Below are 21,246 nucleotides of genomic sequence, written 5' to 3'. Positions count from 1 at the left end.
ACCGTCCGGGACAGGATGCCCCCATGAAGGGTGACCTGTTTTCCAGTGAGCACATGGTCCAGCCCGCCTCGGCGCCGGGCATGACGATCGAGAACGCCAAATGCGTCAAGTACGCGGTGAACGGGGAGATGCACGCCCGCCAGGGCGCGATGATCGCCTACCGCGGCAATCTGCAGTTCGAGCGCAAGGGCCAGGGCGTGGGCGGCATGCTCAAGCGGGCCATGACCGGTGAGGGGCTGCCGCTGATGGCGGTGCGCGGGCAGGGCGAGGCCTGGTTCGCGCACGAGGCGCAGAACTGCTTCATCGTCGAGGTCGACCCCGGCGACGAGTTCACCGTCAACGGCCGCAACGTCCTGTGTTTCGACGCCTCGTTGTCGTACCGGATAGCGACGGTGAAGGGCGCGGGCATCACCGGCGGCGGCCTGTTCAACAGCGTCTTCACGGGGCAGGGCAGGCTGGGGCTGGTGTGTGAGGGCAACCCCCTGGTCATCCCCGTCTCGCCGCAGTACCCGGTGTACGTCGACACGGACGCGGTGGTCGGCTGGACCGCCGGGCTGCAGACCTCGCTGCACCGCTCCCAGTCCCTCGGCTCGATGCTGCGCGGCGGGTCCGGGGAGGCCGTCCAGCTGATGCTGCAAGGTCAGGGACATGTCGTCGTACGGCCGAGTGAGGCGACTCCGCCGAAGGCCCAGCAGCACTGAGCCCACCGAAGGCATCAGGTCCCGGGGCGTGATCTGCGCCTCACGAGCAACCCTGCCAGCCCCGCCGACGTCTTGATCGACAACAGATGAACACCACCAGGTGACCGACCTGGGACGACGCCCTGGCCCTTTGGGCCAGGGCTGGTTTCCGACGCACTATACCCTCCATGTATACATAGCGCGTATAGATGCCGTGTATACCGGATCGAGAGGCACGTATGTACGGCAAGGCATTCGCCCCGGAGTATCAGGGCGCCCTGACCACGCTGTCCGTCAACTCCTCACTGACCGACGTACTGGCCGCCGGCACCGAGCAGTTGGAGGCGGCCGAGCGGGCCGGGCAGCACGGCGAAGCCGCGCGCTCGGGGCTCGCGGTCGCCGAGGCGTATCGCCGGCTGGGACAGGTCGGGGACGCGGAGCGGGCGTGGAAGGCGAGCTACCGCGCCGCCCGGGAGGCCCGCGACACCGCGGCGATGGCGTGGGCGCTGTGGAGCGGCGGCACGCTGGCCCGGCAGCGCGGTGCGTTCCCCCTGGCCCGGCGGCTGCTTCAGCTCGCCGCCGACCTCGGCGAGCGCGGCGGCGACATCGTCGTACGCGGCTACTCGCTGGCCGGTCTGGCGGAGACCGGCCGGATCCAGGGCGACTACGAGGCCGTCCACCGGCTGCACGAGCAGCTGCTGGCGGAGGCCCGGCGGCGCGGTGAGGCACGGCACACGGTGTGGGCGCTGGAAGGCATAGCGCAGATCCACCGCAACACCGGCTCGTACGACACCGCGTACGCCCTGTTCGAGGAGGCGGCCGAGATCGCCGCGCGCGCCGACGACCGGCGCGGCCACGCCTGGGCGCTGCGCGGGCTCGCGGACATCGTCTCCGTGCGCGACGGCGACGCCGAGCGGGCGCTGGCCCTGCTGTCCGAGGCGGAGACGACATGCCGCGCGATGAAGCTGTCCAGCGCGCTGGCCTACAACCACAAGATGCGTGGCAACGTCCTCTACCGAGCCGGGCGTTACGCCGAGGCCCGGGACCTGTACGAGCAGGCGCTCGCGGAGTTCCGCGCCATGAGCGAGCCGCGCGGGGAGGCGCTGTCCCGGCTGGGGCTGGCCAAGTCGCGGGCCCGGCTGGGGCGCGACCGCGCCGAGACCGCCGCTGAACTGGCCGAGCTGGCGGGGGTGTTGGAGCGGATCGGGCTGCGGCACGCGCGGGAGATGGTGGCGCGGGCGCAGGAGGAGTTCTGTGCCCTGGAGGGTGCTGCGGCGGGCGCGGGGGCGGTGGCCGGACGGTGACCGCGCTCCCCTCTGCGGTTCAGGCGCCGACGGACGCCCGCCAGGTGCTCGACCGCTGCCGCGCCCTGGTACGGCCCGCGCTGCGGGAGGCGGTCGGGCGGACGCATCCGTGGGTCGGTGAGATGGCCGCGTACTCCTTCGGCTGGTGCGAGGTGGGCGGCGCGCCGGCCGCGGCGTCCGGCGGGAAGGGCGTACGGCAGGCGCTGGCGGTGCTCGGGGCCGAGGCGGCCGGTGCGCCCGGGCATCTCGCGGTGCCCGGGGCGGTCGCGGTGGAGCTGGTGCACGCCTTCTCCCTGCTGCACGACGACATCATGGACGGCGACACGGCCCGACGGCGCCGCCCCACCGTGTGGAAGGCGTACGGCACCGGGCCCGCCGTTCTCGCCGGGGACGCGCTGTTCGCGCTCGCGGTCGAGACGCTCGCCGGTCAACCGGCGGGCCCGCAGTCCGTACGGCTGCTGTCGGTGGCGTTGCAGGACCTGGTGCGCGGGCAGGCGGACGACCTGCTGTTCGCGACGCGTCCCTGGACAGGGCCGGAGCGGGTGCGGCCGGACGAGTACCGGACGATGGCCGAGCACAAGACGGGCGCCCTGCTGGGCTGTGCGGCCGCCCTGGGCGCGCTGCTCGGCGGTGCGCCGCCCACGACGGTCGCCGCCCTCGACCGAGCAGGCCGTCATCTGGGCATCGCCTTCCAGATGGTCGACGATCTGCTGGGCATCTGGGGCGACCCCGCCGTCACCGGCAAACCGGTCCACGGCGATCTGCGGGAACGCAAGAAGACGTTCCCCGTGCTGGCCGCCCTCGACTCCCCCGCCGGCGGTCGTCTCCGCCCGCTCCTGGAGTCGGCCGCCGACCCCGGCGAGGCCGCCGCACTGATCGAGGAGGCGGGCGGCCGCTCGGCCACGCTCGCCCAGGCGCGGCGCCATGTGACCGCCGTGGAGGCCGCTCTCGCGCAGGCACCGCTGGAGGCGAGCGCCGCCGGGGAACTGCGGGCGCTGCTCGACTTCCTCGTCCGGCGCGATCTGTGAAAGCACAGTTCACGGCCGTACGGCGATGAACTTCGCGTCACCACGGCGCCCTCGGCGAAACCGAGTTGACCGGCGTCACCAGTCGCGTCAGGGTGCGAAGCGGCGTGGTTCACCGCCCCCGCGCCGGAAAGGTGACTGCCTTGATCGGGATCTCGGACGTCGAAGCCGCGGCCGGCCTCATCGCCGGACACGTCGTACACACCCCGACCGTACCCAGCCCCGGCCTGTCGGCCCTCCTCGGCGTTCCGGTCACGGCCAAACTCGAACTCCTCCAGCGGACCGGCTCGTTCAAGGCCCGCGGGGCGACGGCGAAGCTGCTGTCGCTGAGCGACACCCAGCGGGCCGCCGGGGTCGTGGCGGTCAGCGGGGGCAACCACGGAATCGCCCTGGCGATGACGGCCGCCGTCCACGACGTGAAGGCGACCGTGGTGATGCCGCGTACGGCGCCGGCCCGCTCCATCGGGCTCGTCGAGGACGCCGGCGCGACGGTGCGGCTGACGGACGACATGGACGGCGCGTTCTCCCTCGTCACGAGGCTGCGCGACGAGGGGCTGACGCTCGTCCATCCCTTCGACGACCCGTTGGTGATCGCCGGCCAGGGCACCGTCGGGCTGGAGTTCGCCGACGACGCCGGTGACCTCACGGACGTGCTCGTCAGCGTCGGGGGCGGCGGGCTGATCGCCGGCGTCGCGGTGGCCCTGCGGGCCCGCCGTCCGGACGTGCGGATCTGGGGTGTGGAGACCGAGGGCGCCGAGGCCATGTCCGAGGCGCTGACTGCGGGCGCGCCGGTGCCGGTGGCGCTGTCGTCGATCGTGTCCACCCTGAGCGCGCCGGCCGTGTCGCAGCTGACGTACGACCATGTGTCCGCCCTGGTCGACGAGGTGCTCGTGGTCCCGGACCGGGAGGCGGTGCGGGGCGTGCTCGACCTCGCCGAGCACGCCAAGGTGTGGGCGGAGCCGGCCGCCGGGTGTCTGTTGCCCGCGGCCCGGCGCGTGGTGGAGCGGATCGGGGACGGCGTCCGGCTCGGGCTGGTCGTGTGCGGGGGCAACGCGACGACCGGGGATGTACTGCGCTGGGCGAAGGATTTCGGTCTTCACTGACACCTGCTGTCTCAATTCCCGTGGTTTTTCGGATGCTTACTCACGCGTAAGCAGCAAAAGGAAAGAGAGGCCGTTTGGTTGAGGATTTCGTTGAACGCTTACCGTCGTTCCTGTCGTACTCCTGTGAGAAATGGGAGCCAGGGGTTCAGCGAGGGATGGCCATGGTCAAGGCGCGCGTCTCCACAGCCGAGTTGGTCGCCGGAAGGTACCGGCTCGTCGATGTCGTCCATCGCGAGACGAACCGCGTCAGTTACTACGGCGAGGACATAGAGACCGAACACCCGTTCCTTCTCACCCAGATCGGGCTCCCCGACGATCCGGCCGCATCCGACAGCGGCTCCGCCGCGGGCGAGGACGGGCGCCGGGCCACCTCGCGCATCCTTCGGGCTTCCGAGCGGATGGGGCTGCTGCGGCCGGGCCGGGTCGCGACCGTCCTGGACGTCGTCGAGGAGGCCGGCAGCCTGTGGACCGTCACCGAGTGGATCGACGGCACGCCCCTCGGCGAACTCCTCACCCAGCAGCGCACGTTCAACTACGTGCGGGCCGCGCGCATCGGCCTGGAACTGCTCGACGTGCTGGAGGCGGCGCACGTCGCGGGCATCACCCACGGCGAGCTGAGCCCGGGCCAGGTCTTCGTGCGCGACGAGGGCTCCGTCGTCGTCACCGGCTTCGGGCTGGCCGGCGCGACCCTCGCGCCCCGCGTCGCCGCACCGTCGTACGCGTCCCCGGAGCAGGCCCGTGACGAGCGCATCGGGCCGGCGTCGGATCTGTGGGCGCTCGGCGCGATCCTGTACACGATGGTCGAGGGGCGCCCGCCGTATCGCGAACGGGACCGGCCCGAGGCCACGTTGAAGGGCGTGGACCGGCTTCCGCTGCGCGCCCCGGTGCGGGCCGGGCCGCTCACCCAGGCGGTACAGGGGCTGCTGCGCAAGGACTCCCGGGACCGGTTGAGCCGCCCGGTGGTGCGTGACGCGTTCGTCCGGGTCCTCAACGAGGACCCCGAGGCTGCCCTGCGGACGGACCCGCGCCCCCGCCTGCGCGGCATGTACGCCGGGGGCCCGGGCTGGGGCAGACGTGCCATGGTCGCCGGCACCGCCCTCGCCGTGGTCACCGTCGCGGCTGCCGTCCTGGTGGTGACCAACGGCCGGCCGGACGAGTCGGGTCCCTCGGCGGCGGATACGACACCCGGCCCGTCCGCCTCCAGCGGGGCGCCCACCGGTCCGTCCCCCACTGCCACACCCAGCTCGTCGCCCAGTGCGTCCCCTACGCAGGAGGCGACGGAGCCGGGGACGCCCACCGCGTCCCCGTCGGACACGGCAGCCGTACCCCCCGGCTTCACGACGTACAAGTCACCGGACGGCTTCTCCGTCGCCCTGCCCGAGGGCTGGCAGCCGCTGCGCACCAAGCGTGCCTCGGACCTGGCGTACCGCGTCTTCTTCAGCGCCGACGGCGACGAGCGCAAGCTGGCGATCACCTACAGCGAGGCCCTGGGCCCGGACCCGGTCGCCATCTGGCGCGACGACGTCGAACCCGGCCTGGAGGAGCGGAGCGGGTTCGAGCGGATCGGCGAGATCGAGGCGACCACGTACCAGGGATACGAGGCCGCCGACATGGAGTGGCTCTCGGACAAGGACGGCGTCCGTGTCCGTACCTTCGGCCGCGGCTTCCTCATCGATGAGCACCGGGGCTACTCACTGCGCTGGACGACCCCGGAGGCCGACTGGGACGACCCGGCCAACCAGGAGGCCCTGGAGGTCTTCCTGCGGACCTTCCGGGTGCCCGAGGGCTGATCAGGTCGAGGCGCGAGGTGCGCGCATCGCGCGCAGGGGCAGGCGGTGCAGCGGATCGGTGCGCCAACGCGCCGTGAACGTCCGGTCCTTGAGCGAGCACGTCACGTCCAGGTGGTGCGGAGTCTCCAGGAAGGCGATGTCCACGACCAGGGTGTCCGCGTCGGTCCAGCCGCCGCTGACCGCGGTGGGCACCGGCTCCTCCGCGACGGTCCAGCCGGCATCCCCGAGCCGCAGCCGAAGGGGGTGGCCGTCCTCGGTGAGCGTCAGGGTCCAGCCGTCCGCGCCGGGTGTGAGGTCGATCGCGGTCAGCTTGGGCAGGTGTCCTCGTACACCGGCGTCCGGAGTGAAGGCGGCGGCGGACCAGGCCTCCGCCCGCTCGGGAGGTGCGGGCTTGCCGGCGGCGGGCGGCAGCGCGAGGCCCGCCAGCCGCTGGGCCAGGGCCGCGTCCGCCGCCTCGCCGCCGGTCAGGGGCGCGGGCCGGAAGGCCGGCAGCAGATGCTCCCAGACCAGCTCCAGCAGTCCCGGCATGTCCCAGGTGTCCGCGGTCGTCGCGATCACGGCGTCCTGCTCGGGCAGCACCACACAGAACTGACCGAACATGCCGTCACCGCGATAGCCGTGCCGGGACATCCAGAACTTGAAGCCATAGCCCTCCCGCCAGTCGTCCCCGGGCATGACACCGGTGTTCGCGATCTGCCGGCGCGTCGCCTCGGCCACCCACCACTCGGGCAGCAGCCGCTCGCCCTCCCACACACCGCCGCGCAGATACAGCTGGCCGAGCCGGGCGATCGCGTCGGTGGTGGCGTGCAGCCCGCTGAAGCCGAGCTCCCGGCCGCTGCGGTCACACAGCCACCCGATCTCGCCGATGCCGAGCGGGTCGAGCAGCCGCGGCCGGAGGTACTCCGTCAGCGACTGGCCGCTCGCCCGCCGGACGATGGCGGCGAGCGTGAAGGTGGCGGGCTGGTTGTACGCGAAGACGGTCCCCGGGTCGCGGGTCGGTGGCACCAGCAGGAACCCGCGGACGAGGTCCTCGCGGTCGAGGTCGCGCGCCGCGAAGATCGTGTCGGTCTCGTGCCCACTGGCCATGGACGCCACGTGCCGCACGAGCATCGCGCGGCTGCGCGGATCGGTGATGTCGGCCTCGAACTCGGGGAAGTAGGAGATCACCGGGTCGTCGAGCCGTATCAGCCCTTCGCCGGCGGCGATCCCGGCGGCGGTCGCGGTGAAGCTCTTGCTGATCGAGTAGAGGAGATGCGGGCGTTCGGGGGCGTACGGCGCCCACCAGCCGGAGGCCACCACATGGCCGTGCCGCAGGATCATCAGGCTGTGCGGCTCGATGTCGCGGGCGGTGTCGAGGGCGTCGAGGAAGGCGAGGACACCGGAGGCGTCGACGCCCTGGGCGGCGGGGGAGCTCGAGGGCAGCGGGCGGGCAGACATACGGGCATCCTCTCCCGATACCCGGGCACCTCGCCGAGACATTTTTCACCGGGCGTGCGTCCGGCCCTCGCGGTCCACCGGAGTCGTGCCCCGTCCGTCCCGTTTTCCCCACCCGTGTCCGGGGACTCGGCCCCTATGGTGCAGATCGGATACACGATGATGACCGAGCAGGCCGGCCCCCGTGAGCTGGTGGACCACCTGGTCCGCGCCGAGGAGGTGGGCTTCGACTTCTCCGTGACCTCGGACCACTACTTTCCGTGGCTGCGTTCACAGGGTCACTCGCCGTACGCGTGGAGTGTGCTGGGCGCGGCCGCCCAGGCCACGTCGCGGATTCCGCTGATGACGTACGTGACGTGTCCGACCGTCCGCTACCACCCGGCGGTGGTGGCCCAGAAGGCGGCCACGATGCAGCTGCTGTCCGAGGGCCGGTTCCGGCTGGGGCTCGGCTCGGGCGAGAACCTCAACGAGCATGTCGTGGGCGGCGGTTGGCCGCCCGTGGACGTGCGGCACGAGATGCTCGCGGAGGCGGTGGAGATCATCCGCGCGCTCTTCAAGGGCGGCCATGTCAACCACCGCGGCACGCACTTCGACGTCGAGTCGGCCCGGCTGTGGGATCTGCCGGACCAGCCGCCGCCCCTCGGCATCGCGGTCTCCGGGGAGCAGTCCTGCGAGCTCGCGGGCCGGCTCGGCGACCTGGTGATCGCCACGGAGCCCAAGGCGGGCCTGCTGGAGGCGTTCGACCGGCACGGCGGCGAGGGCAAGCCGCGCGTGGGGCAGCTGCCGGTGTGCTACGACCCCGACCGGGACACCGCGATCAAGCGGGCCCACAGCCAGTTCCGCTGGTTCGGCGGCGGCTGGAAGGTCAACTCGGAGCTGCCGCACCCGGACTCCTTCGAGGCGGCCACCCAGTTCGTCACCCAGGACGACGTCGCCGACTCGATCCCGTGCGGCGACGACCCGGACGCCTTCGTGGAGGCCGTGCGACCGTACGCCGAGGCGGGGTTCACCGAGATCGCCCTGGTGCAGATCGGGGGCGAGACGCAGCTGCCGTATCTCGACTGGGCGGAGAAGACGCTGCTGCCCGCGCTGCGGGACGCTCTCGGCTGACCGCGCGTCCACCCCACCGCACGGGGCGGCGCCGGATGCGGCCGGAACGTCGCCCGCGGGTGCCATAGGCTGCTGGTCTGCATTTTCGCCTTCCAGCAGCCTGTACAGGAGAGTCATCCGTGAGCCTGGCGATCGTCCCGTCCGAGACGTCCCCCGTGCCCCTGTCCGACCTCGTCGCCCGCGACGCGCGCGAGTTCGGGGTCTACGCGCGGACCGGGGGGTGGGCCTTCGGCCTGATGGTGGCGCGCAGCGTGCGGCCCGGCGGGCAGAGCGCGGGTGAGACGCCGAAGGTGTCCGCGAAGGAGTTCGCCGAGCTCGCCGGGTGCTCCCCCGAGCGCGTCATGCGCTACTACAAGGCCTGGGACCGGGCCGCCGACGACGGTCTCGTCCCGCACTTCGAGGCGCTCGCGCCGGGCCAGGAGGTCCAGCTGCCGGACGCCGACGTGTGGATCGGCTACTACGTCTCCCGCAACAGCGCCACCTCCGAGCGCGGCACCGCCATCGCCGAGGCCGCGGAGGCCGAGGGCATCCGTCCGACGAAGGCCCTGGAGGTCGCCGAGAACCCCACCGCGCTGCGCGCCGCGATCCTCGCCGACCCGTCGACGGCCCGCGCGGCCCGCCAGGCCCTCCTCGACCGGGTCATGGAGGACCCGGACCTGCAGGCCGAGTTGGCGCGGGACGTCGTGCGCACCGACGACCTGAAGAAGGCCGTGGCCAGTGAGAGCCGGGCGGCCGACCGCATCGACTACGTCCGCCAGATCGCGGAGTCCGGCCAGATCAAGACCCCGGCCGGACAGACCGTCGACGCGCCCGTGGACCTGCGCCAGGAGGCCGAGCGGCACCTGTCGCTGATCGACGAGCTGGAGGAGGACGAGGACACCGGCGAGTGGGCCACCGAGGCCTACGGCACGATGAAGTCGCTCGTCGCCGAGGCGGTGGAGGCCGACCCGGAGCTGCGGGTGCGGGAACGCCGGACGAAGTTCTACAGCAGCCTGCAGAAGGCGACGAAGGTCTTCGAGGAGCTGACCTTCGACGATGTGCAGGAGTTCGTCGAGGACGACATGGTCCAGCAGTTGGAGGAGCTCCAGCAGGCCATCTCCAGCTGCATCGCGGCACTGCGCGGGGCGCAGGGTGGCGGTACGGCGCCGCAGCAGTAGCCCTCACACAACCGACGCGCCACCGCTCACTCCGTGTAGCGGTGGCGTGTCCACAGGGGCAGCACGAACCAGCACGCCAGGTACCAGACGACCACTCCCGAGACCAGGTAGGGCACAAAGCCGTCGTGGGTGGCGACCCGCAGGATCAGCAGCAGCGAGCACGCCGTTGTCGCGAGGAGCAGGATCAGGCCGACGAAGGTCAGCCGGGACGCCCACTCCACGGCCTTCGGCTTGATGCGCCGCCCGGACACCAGGCGGTGCAGGGAGACGGGACCGATCAGGGCGCCGGTGGAGGCGGCGCCCAGCACGACCGTCACGATGTAGATGGTCTGGTCCGTGTCGTCGAGGGTGTCGTACTTCGGTGTGAAGACGACCGTGAGCAGGAAGCCGAACAGGATCTGGACGCCCATCTGGGCCACCCGGACCTCCTGGATGAGCTCGCCCCACATCCGGTCGGCCCGCTCGTCCTCCGTCTCGTCGCGTCCCGTCCGTCTTTCCTTCTCGGTCATGCGGGCCGGGTATCCCGGGCGCCGAGCCCTCAAACGGCGGGGCTCCGGGAGCGGCGGGCGGCCGCCCCGGAGCCGCGCGGGTCTACCAGCGGTTCTCGACCTGGTCCTTGATCCGCCGGTCGTAGAGGTCCGCGATCGCCGCGAGCGTCGCGTCGGACAGCTCCGGCAGCGCGGCGGCGGCCGCGTTGGCGCGGGCCTGCTCGGGCGAACGGGCGCCCGGAATCACGGTGGTCACGCCCGGCTGCTGGATGATCCAGCGCAGCGCCAGCTGGGCCGGTGTGAAGCCGTCGGGGGCGAGGGCTGCGAACTCGACGGCCGCCTCCACACCCGACTCGTAGTCGACGCCGGAGAAGGTCTCGCCCTGGTCGAAGGACTCGCCGTGCCGGTTGTAGGTGCGGTGGTCGTTCGCCGGGAAGACGGTGTCCTTGGTGTACTTGCCCGACAGCAGGCCGGAGGCCAGCGGGACGCGGGCGATGATGCCGACGCCCGCCTGCTCGGCGGCGGGCAGCACCTCGCGCAGGGGCTTCATGCGGAACGGGTTGAGGATGATCTGCACACTCGCGACGCCGGGGCGGGCGATGGCGGTCAGCGCCTCCACGCAGGTCTCCACGCTGACGCCGTAGTGGGCGATGCGCTCCTCCGCGACCAGGGTGTCCAGCGCGTCGAACACCTCGTCCGTGGAGTAGACCGGCGTCGGCGGGCAGTGCAGCTGGACCAGGTCGAGGCGGTCCACGCCGAGGTTGCGCCGGGAACGGTCGTTCCACGCGCGGAAGTTGTCCAGGACGTAGTTCTCGGGGATCTGGTCGACGCGGCGGCCCATCTTGGTCGCCACGAAGATGTCCAGTTCGGGCCTGCCGCGCAGGAACGTGGCGATCGTCTGCTCGCTGCGCCCGTCGCCGTACACGTCGGCCGTGTCGAAGAAGGTCACCCCCGACTCGACCGCCGCCTCCAGCACCGCCAGGGCTTCCTTGTCGTCGACGTCTCCCCAGTCGGCGCCCAGCTGCCACGTACCGAGACCGACGACGGATGCCCGCTGACCCGACCTACCGATTACACGCTCGTCCATGGCGTCAGTGTGTCATTCGTCAGCCGGGTGCGCGGAACGGCCCCCCTCCGCGCGCCTACCTGTGAATCCGTCACTCACACGGGTGAATCGGCTCGACAGGCCGACGGCGGCTGTCAAGCCGGTACCTAGCGTGAACCCGTGAACGAAGACTTCAGCCGCAGGGGCTTCCTCCGCACCGCCGCCATGGCCGCCGTACCGACTCTCCTCGCTGCGGATCCGGCCGTCGCGGCACAGGAGTTGCCGGAGTTCCCGGCGGATGTGGCGCTGTACCGCTCCGCGTACCGGAACTGGGTCGGCGAGATCACCGCCGACGGGCTGTGGGCCTGCGCACCGGCCGGCCCGGACCAAGTGGTCGCCGTCGTCAACTGGGCCTGGCGGCACGAATGGAGAGTCCGCGCCCGGGGTGCCTCGCACGGCTGGTCACCGCTGACGATCACGCAGGGCACGGAGTCGGACGCACCGGTCCTCCTCGTGGACACCGCCTCCCATCTCACCGGCCTGTCCCTGGAGTCGCCGACGTCGGTACGCGTCGGCACCGGCGTCACCCTGGAGGCCCTGCTCTCCTACCTGGAGGAGCACGGCCTCGGCGTCACCGCCGCGCCCGCTCCCGGCAACCTCACGCTGGGCGGCGCGCTGGCCATCGACGCGCACGGCACCGCCGTACCGGCGCGGGGCGAACAGCGGCTGCCGGGGCACACGTACGGCTCGCTGAGCAATCTCGTGCTGTCGCTGACGGCCGTCGTCTGGGACGAGGACAGCTGCGCGTACGTGCTGCGGACGTACGACCGCGACGAGCCGGACTGCGCCGCGCTGCTCACCCATCTCGGCCGCTCCCTGCTCACCGAGGTCGTGCTGCGCGTGGGCGCGGACACGAACCTGCGGTGCGTCAGCCGTACGGACATCCCGGCCGACGAGCTCTTCGCCGCGCCCGGCACCGACGGACGTACCCTCGCGAGCTTCCTGGACCGGGCCGGGCGCGTCGAGGCGATCTGGTTCGCCTTCACCGAGTTCCCGTGGCTGAAGGTGTGGAGCGTCTCCCCCACCCGGCCGCTGACCTCGCGGCACGTGACGACGCCGTACAACTACCCGTTCTCCGACATCGTCCCGCGCCCGGTGGCGGAGCTCGTCGGGCACATGGTGTCGGACGGGGCCTGGTATCTGGCGCCGGTGCTCGGCAACGCGCAGTACGACGCGGCCGCGCTCGGGCTGGTGGCGACGCTGTCGGCTGACCTGTGGGGGCCGTCCAAGAACACGCTGCTGTATCTGCGGCCGACGACGCTGAGGATAGCCACGAACGGGTACGCGGTGCTCACCAGCCGGGCCCAAGTGCAGCGCGTGGTCGCCGAGTTCACCGCTTTCTACCGGGAGCGGCTCACGGCGTACGCCGACCGGGGCCGGTTCCCGGTCAACGGCTCGGTGGAGATCCGGGTCACCGGCCTCGACGATCCGGCGGACGTCGGCGTGGAGGGGGCGCGCACCCCGCTGCTGTCGGCGCTCAGGCCGCGCGAGGACCGTCCCGAGTGGGACACCGTCGTGTGGCTGAACATCCTGTCGCTGCCGGGAACGCCGCACGCGGAGGAGTTCCTGAGCCAGATCGAACGGTTCCTGCTGCGCACCTTCGAGGGCGAGTACGCCATGACCCGCGTCGAGTGGTCGAAGGGGTGGGCCTATACGAGGGACAGCGCCTGGAGCGACGGCGAGGTGCTGGGCACGGTCGTGCCCGGGTCCTTCGGGGAGGACGTGTGGGGGCATGCGGCCGGGGTGCTGGACCGGCTCGACCCGCACGGCGTGTTCGCCAACGCCTTTCTCGACCGCCTGTTGCGGTGAGGAGCGGCTACTTGCCGGAGGCCAGCGCCCTGGCCTGCACGGTGCGCGCGACCTTCGGACCGAGCCGGCGCTTGAGGCGCCGCAAGGCCTCCACCTGCTCGGCCGCCCGGTCGATCCGGTAGTACAGCTGGGGCGGCAGGTACGGCATCAGGGGCGAGTGGCGCTGGCCGAGCAGGGCGAACATCTGCTGCGGGGGCAGCCGGATGTAGCGGGGCAGGTTCTCGTACCACTCGGCGCTGTAGTGGGCCGCGCTCTGGACGGCCAACAGGGCTTGCTTGCGCTCCTGTTCGTAGCGGGCGAGGGCCTGTGGGAGGGCGGCGTGCTCGTGCAGGGCGCCGGCGAGGGCGATGGCGTCCTCCAGGGCGAGGGTGGTGCCGGCGCCGATGGAGTAGTGGGTGGTGTGTGCGGCGTCGCCGACGAGGACGAGGTTGTCGCGGTGCCAGGCGCGGTTGGTGACGGTGCGGAAGGTCCGCCACTGGGACCCGCCGCCGTCGGCGCCGGAGCGGCCGACGAGGGGGTGGCCGTCGAGGACGTCGGCGAAGACCCTCTCCAGCAGGGCCACCCCGTCGTCCTCGTCCGCGGTGTCGAGGCCGAGACCGGTCCAGGTCTCGGGGGCGCATTCGATGACACAGGTGCTGCCTTCGGGCCCGAAGCCGTAGCCGTAGCACCAGATCCAGCCGTGGCCGGTCTCGACGAAGGTGAAGGTGAAGGCGTCGAAGACCTTGCTGGTGCCGAGCCAGATGTAGCGGTTGCGGCCGCGTCTGGTCCGGGTACCGAAGTGGTCGGCGTACTGGGTGCGCAGGGTGCTGTGGACTCCGTCGCCCGCCACGACCAGATCGGCGACGGGCAGCTTCTCCGGCATGATCTCGTGCTCGAACTCCAGCCGTACGCCCAGCGAGCGGGCGCGTCCGGCGAGGATCTCCAGCAGCCGGTGGCGGCCGATGCCGTGCCCCGTGTCGCCGGAGCGGCGGGTCGTGCGGCCCCGGACGTGGGCGACGCCCTCGTTCCAGCGGACCGAGCTCTCCTCGATGGCGCGCGCGGACACGGGGTCGTGCTCGTGCAGCTTGTCCAGCAGTCCGCGCCAGTACGTGACGCCCACGCCGTAGGTGGAGCCCTCCGGGTTGCGCTCGTGGACGGTGATGTCGTGGGACGGGTCCCGTAGCTTCAGCAGGATCGAGAGATACAGGCCGGCGGGCCCGCCACCGACGCAGGCGACCTTCACACACACCCCTAGAAATGGTCTAAAACGGTCATATCACTTTGCAGGGTAGCAAGGCGGGTGCGCCTGGCCGGGACATTCCGGATCGCGCCAGTTTCGACCGGTGAGGCAGGCCACTGTCGACACACCCGCCCGCGAAGGACCATCCGGATCGCGATTCCCAGCAGAAGGAATTCCCGGTTCCGGGCCCCCGGGGCGCCCTCCACGGAAAGATCATCTTCGTTCAACTCTGTACGACATGTGCACACTTGTCCGGATCGGAGCCAACCACTCCCGACCGATTTCTCCCGCTCTCGTCCGGCCCGATAGGCATGCGGAGTCGCCAACCGAACCAACCCAGGAGGTCCGCATGCCGGAACTCAGCCGTCGCCGTGCGCTCACCGCCGCGGCCGCCCTCGCCACCGCGGCCGGCGTCCAGACGCTCACCGTCCCCGCCGCGTCCGCCGCCGGACACGACCACCACGCCCCGGCGTCCTTCGACGAGGTCTACAAGGGCCGCCGGATACAGGGGCGGCCGGCCTCGGGTGGCGGCCACCAACATCACGGCGCCGGCTACTCCGTGTTCGTGGACGGGGTGGAGCTGCATGTGATGCGCAACGCCGACGGCAGCTGGATCAGCGTCGTCAGCCACTACGACCCGGTACCCACCCCGCGCGCCGCGGCCCGCGCCGCCGTGGACGAGCTCCAGGGCGCCGCACTCCTGCCCTTCCCCGCCAACTGACCTGCCCCACCCGCACTTTGGAGCATCCGCACCTCATGACTGTCCGCAAGAACCAGGCCCTGCTCACCGCCGACGAGAAGCGCCGCTTCGTCGCCGCCCTTCTGGAGCTGAAGCGCAGCGGCCGCTACGACGCGTTCGTCACGACCCACAACGCCTTCATCGTCGGTGACACCGACAACGGGGAGCGCGTCGGCCACCGTTCACCGTCCTTCCTGCCCTGGCACCGCAGATTCCTGCTGGAGTTCGAGCGCGCGTTGCAGGAGGTCGACGCCTCGGTCGCGCTGCCGTACTGGGACTGGAGCACCGACCGCTCGATACGGTCCTCGCTGTGGGCGCCCGACTTCCTCGGCGGCACCGGGCGCAGCCGGGACGGACAGGTGATGGACGGGCCGTTCGCCGCGTCCACCGGCAACTGGCCGATCAACGTACGGGTCGACGGCCGTACGTTTCTGCGCCGCTCGCTCGGCGCGGCCGTGCGGGAGCTGCCGACCCGGGCCGAGGTGGAGTCCGTGCTCGCCATGCCGACGTACGACATGGCGCCCTGGAACAGCGGGTCGGACGGTTTCCGCAACCACCTCGAAGGCTGGCGCGGCGTCAATCTGCACAACCGGGTGCACGTCTGGGTCGGCGGACAGATGGCGACGGGGGTGTCCCCCAACGACCCGGTGTTCTGGCTGCACCACGCCTACATCGACAAGCTGTGGGCGGACTGGCAGCGGCGGCATCCCGGCTCGGCTTATCTGCCGGCCGCCGGGACGCCGAACGTGGTCGACCTGGGCGACACGATGAAGCCGTGGAACGACGTGCGTCCCGCCGACCTGCTGGACCACACCGCGCATTACACGTTCGACGCGGCCTGAGGCGCCGTACGGACCGTCCGTATGGACCGCCGTACGGACCGCCTCCTTCGGACGATCCGTCAGGCCTCGGCGGTACGGCAGTCCGGGTGGCCCCAGCCCTGGGGGTTCTTGGCGATGGGCTCGCCCGCCGCGTAGCCGCGGCCGCAGATACAGCGGCCGGGGAACTTGGCCTTGATGGTGCGGGAGGAGCTGCCGTTCTTCCGGGGCGCGGCGGCCTTGCGGCGCGGGGCCTTGGCCGACGGGGTGTCCGGGGAGGGCGGCGGCTCGGGTGAGCCGAGGTCGCTGCCCGCGGACTCCTGCGCGGTGGCCGCCTGGCTGGCGGCGCGGTCGGCGAAGTCGTTCAGCGGGTCGCCGTCGACCTGGTGGGCGGGGACGTAGCGGAACTCGACGGTGCGGCCGTCGAGCAGTTCGTCGATGCGTACGACCAGGTCCTGGTTGGCGACGGGCTTGCCGGCGGACGTCTTCCAGCCGTTGCGCTTCCAGCCCGGCAGCCAGGTGGTGACCGCCTTCATGGCGTACTGCGAGTCCATCCGGATCTCCAGCGGTACGCCGGGGTCGGTCGCCGTGAGCAGGCGTTCCAGTGCGGTGAGTTCCGCGACGTTGTTGGTGGCCCTGCCGAGCGGGCCCGCCTCCCACCGAGAAGGGGTCTCCTTGCCGTCGGCGACGACCCAGGCCCAGCCCGCCGGCCCGGGGTTTCCCTTCGAAGCCCCGTCGCACGCGGCCACAACTCGTTCAAGCATGCGCCGATCATGCCATGGGTGGACCGGGTGCCAGGTCGCGGAGCCGTTCAGGAGACGGCACTGAGCTTGGGCATGTCGCCCTCGGTCGTGCGGGTGTCGATCACCGAGAAGTTCGCGCCCTGCGGGTCGCTCAGCGCCGCGAACCGGCCGAAGGGGCTGCTCATCGGGCCGAAGCGCAGCACGCCGCCGAGCTTGGTGGCCTTGGCGACGGCGTCGTCGCAGTCGGGGACGTTGAAGTAGACGTTGATGTACGGCGGGACCTCGGGCGGGAAGTCCTCGGTCATCTTCATCCGGCCGAGGGCCATGGTCTCCTTGCCGAGGGTGTAGAGGCGGAAGTCGATCGCGTCGTCCTCCATCTGCTGCTGCCCGTAGCCGAAGACGGCGGGGAAGAAGGCGTCGGACTTCTCCGGTTCGCGGGTGAAGACCTCCGCCCAGCAGAAGGCGCCGGCCTCGTCCATCGCCGTTTCGAAGCCTTCGTGGGCGCCGGCCTGCCACACACCGAAGACGACTCCGCCGGGGTCGCGGGCCAGGCACATGCTGCCGAAGTCGCCGACCGCCATCGGCTCCATCAGGATCTCGCCGCCGTTCTCACGGATCGTGGCGGCGGTCGCGGCGACGTCGGAGGAGGCGAAGTACAGACACCACTGGGACATGCCCTCCTGGCCCGGCATGGGCGGGACCACCGCGGCGGCGGCCTTGCCGTTCGCGTAGGCCTGGGTGTAATTGCCGTACTCCGACGACGACTCGCCGAAGGTCCAGCCGAGGACGTCGCCGTAGAAGTTCTTGGCTCCTTCGACGTCGCTGAACATCGCGTCGGCCCAGCAGGGGGTTCCTTGAGGTTGCACGGCCATGGCTGCGGCCCTCTTCCGGCTTGGTGAGTTGTCCGGATTCTCACGCTAGTCACCCGTGAGTCCGGTCGCGCGCCGAATGACGGCTTCCGTTCCAGACTGGGACACGGAGAACGGCGACGAAGGGGGCGCGCTATGCCGGACGGGACGATGCGCGCGTGGTCGGTGGTCGAGCCCGGGCCGGTGGAGGAAGGGGCCCTGCGGCTCGTCGAGAAGCCGGTGCCGGTGCCGGAGGACGACGAACTGCTGGTGCGGGTGCGCGCGAGTGGGGTGTGCCGGACGGATCTGCACATCGCGGAGGGGGAGCTGCCGGTGCGGCGGCCGGGGGTCACGCCCGGGCACGAGGTGGTCGGCGAGGTGGCCGAGGCCGGGGCGGCGGTGCGGGGCTTCGACGTCGGGGAGCGGGTGGGGGTGGCCTGGCTGCGGCGCACCGACGGCACCTGCGTCTACTGTGCGCGCGGCGCCGAGAACCTGTGCCCGGCCTCGCGGTACACGGGCTGGGACGCCGACGGGGGTTACGCGCCGTACACGACCGTACCGGCCGCGTACGCCTACCGGCTGCCCGGTGGTCTCGACGACGTGACGTCCGCGCCGCTGCTGTGCGCCGGGATCATCGGCTACCGCGCACTGCGGCGGGCGGCCCTCCCGCCGGGCGGGCGGCTGGGGCTGTACGGCTTCGGGGGCAGCGCCCATCTGTGCGCGCAGGTGGCGCTGGCCGAGGGCGCCACCGTGCATGTGCTGACGCGGGGCGCGGCGGCGCGGAAGCTGGCGCTCGGCCTGGGTGCCGCCTCGGCACGCGACGCGTACGAGATGCCGCCGGAGCCGCTGGACAGCGCGATCCTGTTCGCGCCGGCCGGCGACCTGGTCCCCGTCGCGCTGCGGGCCCTCGACCGGGGCGGCACACTGGCGATCGCCGGGATCCACCTCAGCGATGTCCCGGCGCTGCGCTACGACAGCGAGCTCTTCCACGAGAAGCAGCTGCGCAGCGTCACCGCCAACACGCGTGAGGACGGCCGGGAGTTCCTGGCGCTCGCCGCCGAGCACGCCGTACACGCCACCACGCACGCGTATCCGATGTCGCGGGCCGACCGGGCGCTCGCGGATCTCAAGGCCGGGCGGTTCGACGGGGCGGCGGTGCTGGTCGACGACCTGTCCTGAGCGTCCCACCCCAGCGCGCGGGGGCACAGATGGGGAGCGGGATCACTCACGGTGTGCCCACTGCCTCGTACGGCAGGTTTGGCACCTCCAGGGCCTGAAGTCGCCCCGTTCACGCCCTGACCCTGCCGCCTCCCCCGCTGTTGGCTGGTACCGCGCTTGGCCAGCCCCGCTCACCTCCCAGGAGGGAATGTGTCCACACCGGACAGCGCCACCGGTCCCGTCATCGACGAACCCGATCCCGAACCCCAGTCCGACGGTCAGCTCACCAGCCTCAGTACCCAGGCGGCCCGGCAGCTCGCCACGACCACCAAGTCCGAACCCCAGATGCAGGCCATCAGCTCGCGCTGGCTGCTGCGGATGCTGCCCTGGGTGGACGTCAAGGGCGGCACCTACCGGGTCAACCGGCGTCTGCAGTTGCGCGTCGGCCGGGGCCGGGTGCAGTTCGAGCAGAACGGCGCCGACGACATCAAGGTCATCCCCGAGACGCTCACCGAACTGCCGGTGCTGCGCGGCTACTCCGACACCGACGTCCTCAGGGAGGTCGCCACCCGTTTCCGGGTGCGGGAGGTCCGCGCCGGCCAGGTGCTCGTCGAGGCCGGGCAACCCGTCACGGAGGCCTACCTCGTCGTGCACGGCCGGTTCACCCGCTTCACGGAAGGCAAGTACGGCGAGGAGGAGATCCTCGGCGTCGTCACCGACGGCGACCAGATCGGTGACGAGGCCATCGGCCGACACGACCCGCTGTGGCTGAGCTCGGTGCGGGCGGAGACCGCGGGTGTGCTGCTCGTGCTCCCCTGGACCGTGGTGGAGGAGTTCACCGACCGGGTGCCGTCCCTCGGGGCCCACCTGGAAGCCTATGCCGCGCGCCAGAGCCTGCCGATGAACCGCAAGGGCGAGGCCGACGTTCCCGTGCAGGCCGGCCACAGCGGCGAGCCGACCATCAACGGCGGCTACGTCGACTACGACCTCGCCCCGCGCGAGTACGAGCTGTCGCTGACGCAGACCGTGCTGCGCGTCCACACCCGGGTCGCCGACCTCTACAACAACCCGATGGACCAGACCGAGCAGCAGCTGAGGCTGACCATCGAGGAGATCCGCGAGCGCCAGGAGTGGGAGCTGGTCAACAACCGGGAGTTCGGGCTGCTGCACAACGCCGACTACGGGCAGCGCATCAGCACCTTCACCGGGCCGCCGACCCCGGACGACATGGACGAGCTGCTGTCGATGCGCCGCAAGACCAAGCTGTTCATCGCCCATCCGAAGGCGATCGCGGCGTTCTTCCGGCAGTGCAACCGGCGCGGCCTGGTGCCCGGCACGGCGAGCGTGGAGGGCCACGAGATCCCCGCCTGGCGCGGTGTGCCGATCTTCCCCTGCAACAAGATCCCGATCAGCCCGCAGCACACCAGCAGCATCATCGCGCTGCGCACCGGAGAGGGCGACCAGGGGGCCATCGGGCTGTACCAGACCGGGATCCCCGAGGAGTACCAGCCCGGTCTGAACGTGCGGTTCATGGGCATCGGCACCAACTCGATCATCCGCTATCTCGTCACCGCGTACTACTCGCTGGCGATCCTCGTGCCCGACGCGGTCGGAATCCTCGAGAACGCCCAGATCGGCCGGACGGCCGAGTGACCGCGTGGAGCACGTCATGAGCACGTCCGCCTTCTCCCTGCCGGGCCCACCGAAGGTGGCGAGCACTCTGCGCCCCACCCGCCGCGGCGGGGCGATTCCGGGGCTGCGGTACCGGCAGGTCGCGCCTGCCGACCCCGGCAAGGCCGCGGAGGTCGACCGCAGGCTGGAGGCCTGGGCCCGGCGGCTCGACCTGTTCCCCGAGGCGTGGAAAGGGGACTTCTCGGGGTTCCAGTTCGGCCGGGCCGTGGTGCTCCAGCATCCGGAGGCGGCCGATCTGGACCGGCTGACGGTCGCCGGTGAGCTGCTGCTCGCCGAGAACGTCGTCGACTCCTGCTACTGCGAGGAGGACGAGGGCCGGGGCGGGGCGCGCCGGGGCCTCGGGGGCCGGCTGATCATGGCCCAGTCGGCGATCGACCCGTACCACGGCATTCCCGAGCTGGAGGAGGAGTGGCGGCACGGCGTGCGGGCCGACGGTCCGCTGCGTTCGTACCACTTCGCCCTCGCGGACTACGCCGCCTTCGCCACGCCCAGCCAGACCGACCGTTTCGTGCACGACATCGCCCGGCTGCACCTGGGGTATCTGGCCGAGGCCGCCTGGGCGGAGACCCGGTACGTGCCGCGCGTGTGGGAGTACCTGGTCATGCGGCAGTTCAACAACTTCCGTCCCTGTCTGTCGATCGTGGACGCGGTGGACGGCTACGAACTGCCCGAGCCGGTCTATGCCCGGCCCGAGATCCAGCGGATCACGGCGCTCGCCTGCAACGCGACCACGATCGTCAACGACCTGTACTCCTTCACCAAGGAGCTGGCGAGCGACCCGACCCACCTCAACCTTCCGCAGGTCATCGCCGCGAACGAGCGGTGCGGGCTCAAGGCCGCGTATCTGAGGGCCGTCGAGATCCACAACCGGATCATGGCGGCCTTCGAGGAGGAGTCCGCCCTGCTCTCCGCCACCTCGCCCCTGGTCGAGCGCTACGCCCGGGGCCTGTCCGACTGGGTGGCCGGCAACCACGAGTGGCACGCCACCAACAGCCACCGCTACCACCTGCCCAACTACTGGTAG

The 21,246-nt window shown here is 71.5% G+C and carries 19 protein-coding genes; 13 read left to right on the top strand and 6 right to left on the bottom strand.

Annotation, left to right across the window (positions count from 1 at the left end; all coding sequences use genetic code 11):
* The first annotated feature begins 23 nt into the window (after positions 1–23).
* The 5 genes from ACIREI_RS40970 to ACIREI_RS40950 all read left to right on the top strand — a co-directional run bounded on the left by ACIREI_RS40970 (position 24) and on the right by ACIREI_RS40950 (position 5,902).
* Complete coding sequence (locus ACIREI_RS40970) at positions 24–701, top strand: AIM24 family protein (protein ID WP_403344635.1); 678 nt, start codon at positions 24–26, stop codon at positions 699–701.
* Between the two features lie 218 nt (positions 702–919).
* Positions 920–1,984 carry a tetratricopeptide repeat protein gene (locus tag ACIREI_RS40965; RefSeq protein ID WP_403344632.1) on the top strand — a complete coding sequence of 355 codons (1,065 nt, stop codon included), beginning with the start codon at positions 920–922 and terminating at the stop codon, positions 1,982–1,984.
* On the top strand, positions 1,981–3,012 hold the full coding sequence (locus tag ACIREI_RS40960; RefSeq protein ID WP_403344631.1) for a polyprenyl synthetase family protein: 1,032 nt from the start codon (positions 1,981–1,983) through the stop codon (positions 3,010–3,012). The genes ACIREI_RS40965 and ACIREI_RS40960 overlap by 4 nt, the downstream gene beginning before the upstream one ends.
* 140 nt (positions 3,013–3,152) lie before the next feature.
* A complete protein-coding gene (locus ACIREI_RS40955; protein WP_403344629.1) occupies positions 3,153–4,112 on the top strand; it encodes a threonine/serine dehydratase in 960 nt (319 codons plus the stop codon).
* A gap of 155 nt (positions 4,113–4,267) precedes the next feature.
* Complete coding sequence (locus ACIREI_RS40950; RefSeq protein WP_403344626.1) at positions 4,268–5,902, top strand: serine/threonine protein kinase; 1,635 nt, start codon at positions 4,268–4,270, stop codon at positions 5,900–5,902.
* Here the strand turns inward: ACIREI_RS40950 and ACIREI_RS40945 are convergent, their stop codons facing one another.
* Positions 5,903–7,339 carry a serine hydrolase domain-containing protein gene (locus ACIREI_RS40945; RefSeq protein ID WP_403344623.1) on the bottom strand — a complete coding sequence of 479 codons (1,437 nt, stop codon included), beginning with the start codon at positions 7,337–7,339 and terminating at the stop codon, positions 5,903–5,905.
* 135 nt (positions 7,340–7,474) lie between these two features.
* On the opposite strand from ACIREI_RS40945, the gene ACIREI_RS40940 reads away from it, so the two are divergent.
* Positions 7,475–8,446, top strand: a complete 972-nt coding sequence (locus tag ACIREI_RS40940) for an LLM class F420-dependent oxidoreductase (RefSeq protein WP_403344620.1) — start codon at positions 7,475–7,477, stop codon at positions 8,444–8,446.
* A 119-nt stretch (positions 8,447–8,565) separates the two neighbouring features.
* Positions 8,566–9,603, top strand: coding sequence for a hypothetical protein (locus ACIREI_RS40935; RefSeq protein ID WP_403344617.1), 1,038 nt, complete (start codon positions 8,566–8,568; stop codon positions 9,601–9,603).
* Positions 9,604–9,629: 26 nt separating this feature from the next.
* Here ACIREI_RS40935 and ACIREI_RS40930 read toward each other — a convergent pair whose 3' ends face one another.
* Together ACIREI_RS40930 and ACIREI_RS40925 are read right to left on the bottom strand one after the other, a co-directional pair.
* A complete protein-coding gene (locus ACIREI_RS40930) occupies positions 9,630–10,112 on the bottom strand; it encodes a DUF6328 family protein (protein ID WP_403344614.1) in 483 nt (160 codons plus the stop codon).
* A gap of 82 nt (positions 10,113–10,194) precedes the next feature.
* Positions 10,195–11,178: an aldo/keto reductase gene (locus ACIREI_RS40925; RefSeq protein ID WP_403344612.1), complete on the bottom strand. Its 984-nt coding sequence runs from the start codon at positions 11,176–11,178 to the stop codon at positions 10,195–10,197.
* A gap of 183 nt (positions 11,179–11,361) precedes the next feature.
* Between ACIREI_RS40925 and ACIREI_RS40920 the strand changes: the two genes are divergently transcribed.
* Complete coding sequence (locus ACIREI_RS40920; protein WP_403344744.1) at positions 11,362–13,005, top strand: cholesterol oxidase substrate-binding domain-containing protein; 1,644 nt, start codon at positions 11,362–11,364, stop codon at positions 13,003–13,005.
* Between the two features lie 7 nt (positions 13,006–13,012).
* On the opposite strand, the gene ACIREI_RS40915 is transcribed toward ACIREI_RS40920, so the two are convergent.
* The gene (locus ACIREI_RS40915) at positions 13,013–14,233 is read right to left on the bottom strand and encodes an FAD-dependent monooxygenase (RefSeq protein WP_403344610.1); all 1,221 of its coding nucleotides are present in this window, start codon (positions 14,231–14,233) and stop codon (positions 13,013–13,015) included.
* Positions 14,234–14,573: 340 nt separating this feature from the next.
* On the opposite strand from ACIREI_RS40915, the gene ACIREI_RS40910 reads away from it, so the two are divergent.
* Both ACIREI_RS40910 and ACIREI_RS40905 read left to right on the top strand, forming a co-directional pair.
* Positions 14,574–14,945, top strand: coding sequence for a tyrosinase cofactor (locus ACIREI_RS40910; RefSeq protein ID WP_403344607.1), 372 nt, complete (start codon positions 14,574–14,576; stop codon positions 14,943–14,945).
* Positions 14,946–14,980: 35 nt separating this feature from the next.
* Positions 14,981–15,805, top strand: a complete 825-nt coding sequence (locus tag ACIREI_RS40905) for a tyrosinase family protein (RefSeq protein WP_403344605.1) — start codon at positions 14,981–14,983, stop codon at positions 15,803–15,805.
* A gap of 59 nt (positions 15,806–15,864) precedes the next feature.
* On the opposite strand, the gene ACIREI_RS40900 is transcribed toward ACIREI_RS40905, so the two are convergent.
* Together ACIREI_RS40900 and ACIREI_RS40895 are read right to left on the bottom strand one after the other, a co-directional pair.
* Positions 15,865–16,545: a ribonuclease H gene (locus ACIREI_RS40900; protein WP_403344602.1), complete on the bottom strand. Its 681-nt coding sequence runs from the start codon at positions 16,543–16,545 to the stop codon at positions 15,865–15,867.
* Positions 16,546–16,592: 47 nt separating this feature from the next.
* Positions 16,593–17,396, bottom strand: a complete 804-nt coding sequence (locus ACIREI_RS40895; protein WP_403344599.1) for a VOC family protein — start codon at positions 17,394–17,396, stop codon at positions 16,593–16,595.
* A gap of 147 nt (positions 17,397–17,543) precedes the next feature.
* Between ACIREI_RS40895 and ACIREI_RS40890 the strand changes: the two genes are divergently transcribed.
* The 3 genes from ACIREI_RS40890 (at position 17,544) to ACIREI_RS40880 (ending at position 21,246) form a co-directional block, all read left to right on the top strand.
* Positions 17,544–18,551 (top strand): zinc-binding alcohol dehydrogenase family protein, encoded by a 1,008-nt coding sequence (locus ACIREI_RS40890; protein WP_403344741.1) that lies wholly within the window; start codon positions 17,544–17,546, stop codon positions 18,549–18,551.
* A gap of 189 nt (positions 18,552–18,740) precedes the next feature.
* Complete coding sequence (locus tag ACIREI_RS40885) at positions 18,741–20,183, top strand: family 2B encapsulin nanocompartment shell protein (RefSeq protein WP_403344595.1); 1,443 nt, start codon at positions 18,741–18,743, stop codon at positions 20,181–20,183.
* 16 nt (positions 20,184–20,199) lie between these two features.
* Positions 20,200–21,246 (top strand): family 2 encapsulin nanocompartment cargo protein terpene cyclase, encoded by a 1,047-nt coding sequence (locus tag ACIREI_RS40880; protein WP_403344593.1) that lies wholly within the window; start codon positions 20,200–20,202, stop codon positions 21,244–21,246.

It is taken from the genome of Streptomyces sp. NPDC093591 (assembly GCF_044764885.1).
GTDB lineage: Bacteria > Actinomycetota > Actinomycetes > Streptomycetales > Streptomycetaceae > Streptomyces.
This window is presented reverse-complemented; position numbering and strand designations above follow the sequence as displayed.

Excerpts from the sequence above, each read along its gene's own strand:
- ACIREI_RS40940 (WP_403344620.1), top strand. The coding sequence starts at position 7,475 with ATGGTGCAGATCGGATACACGATGATGACCGAGCAGGCCGGCCCCCGT.
- ACIREI_RS40900 (WP_403344602.1), bottom strand. The coding sequence starts at position 16,545 with ATGCTTGAACGAGTTGTGGCCGCGTGCGACGGGGCTTCGAAGGGAAAC.
- ACIREI_RS40925 (WP_403344612.1), bottom strand. The coding sequence starts at position 11,178 with ATGGACGAGCGTGTAATCGGTAGGTCGGGTCAGCGGGCATCCGTCGTC.
- ACIREI_RS40905 (WP_403344605.1), top strand. The coding sequence starts at position 14,981 with ATGACTGTCCGCAAGAACCAGGCCCTGCTCACCGCCGACGAGAAGCGC.
- ACIREI_RS40880 (WP_403344593.1), top strand. The coding sequence starts at position 20,200 with ATGAGCACGTCCGCCTTCTCCCTGCCGGGCCCACCGAAGGTGGCGAGC.
- ACIREI_RS40965 (WP_403344632.1), top strand. The coding sequence starts at position 920 with ATGTACGGCAAGGCATTCGCCCCGGAGTATCAGGGCGCCCTGACCACG.
- ACIREI_RS40945 (WP_403344623.1), bottom strand. The coding sequence starts at position 7,339 with ATGTCTGCCCGCCCGCTGCCCTCGAGCTCCCCCGCCGCCCAGGGCGTC.
- ACIREI_RS40930 (WP_403344614.1), bottom strand. The coding sequence starts at position 10,112 with ATGACCGAGAAGGAAAGACGGACGGGACGCGACGAGACGGAGGACGAG.
- ACIREI_RS40890 (WP_403344741.1), top strand. The coding sequence starts at position 17,544 with ATGCGCGCGTGGTCGGTGGTCGAGCCCGGGCCGGTGGAGGAAGGGGCC.
- ACIREI_RS40920 (WP_403344744.1), top strand. The coding sequence starts at position 11,362 with ATGGCCGCCGTACCGACTCTCCTCGCTGCGGATCCGGCCGTCGCGGCA.
- ACIREI_RS40970 (WP_403344635.1), top strand. The coding sequence starts at position 24 with ATGAAGGGTGACCTGTTTTCCAGTGAGCACATGGTCCAGCCCGCCTCG.
- ACIREI_RS40950 (WP_403344626.1), top strand. The coding sequence starts at position 4,268 with ATGGCCATGGTCAAGGCGCGCGTCTCCACAGCCGAGTTGGTCGCCGGA.
- ACIREI_RS40910 (WP_403344607.1), top strand. The coding sequence starts at position 14,574 with ATGCCGGAACTCAGCCGTCGCCGTGCGCTCACCGCCGCGGCCGCCCTC.
- ACIREI_RS40895 (WP_403344599.1), bottom strand. The coding sequence starts at position 17,396 with ATGGCCGTGCAACCTCAAGGAACCCCCTGCTGGGCCGACGCGATGTTC.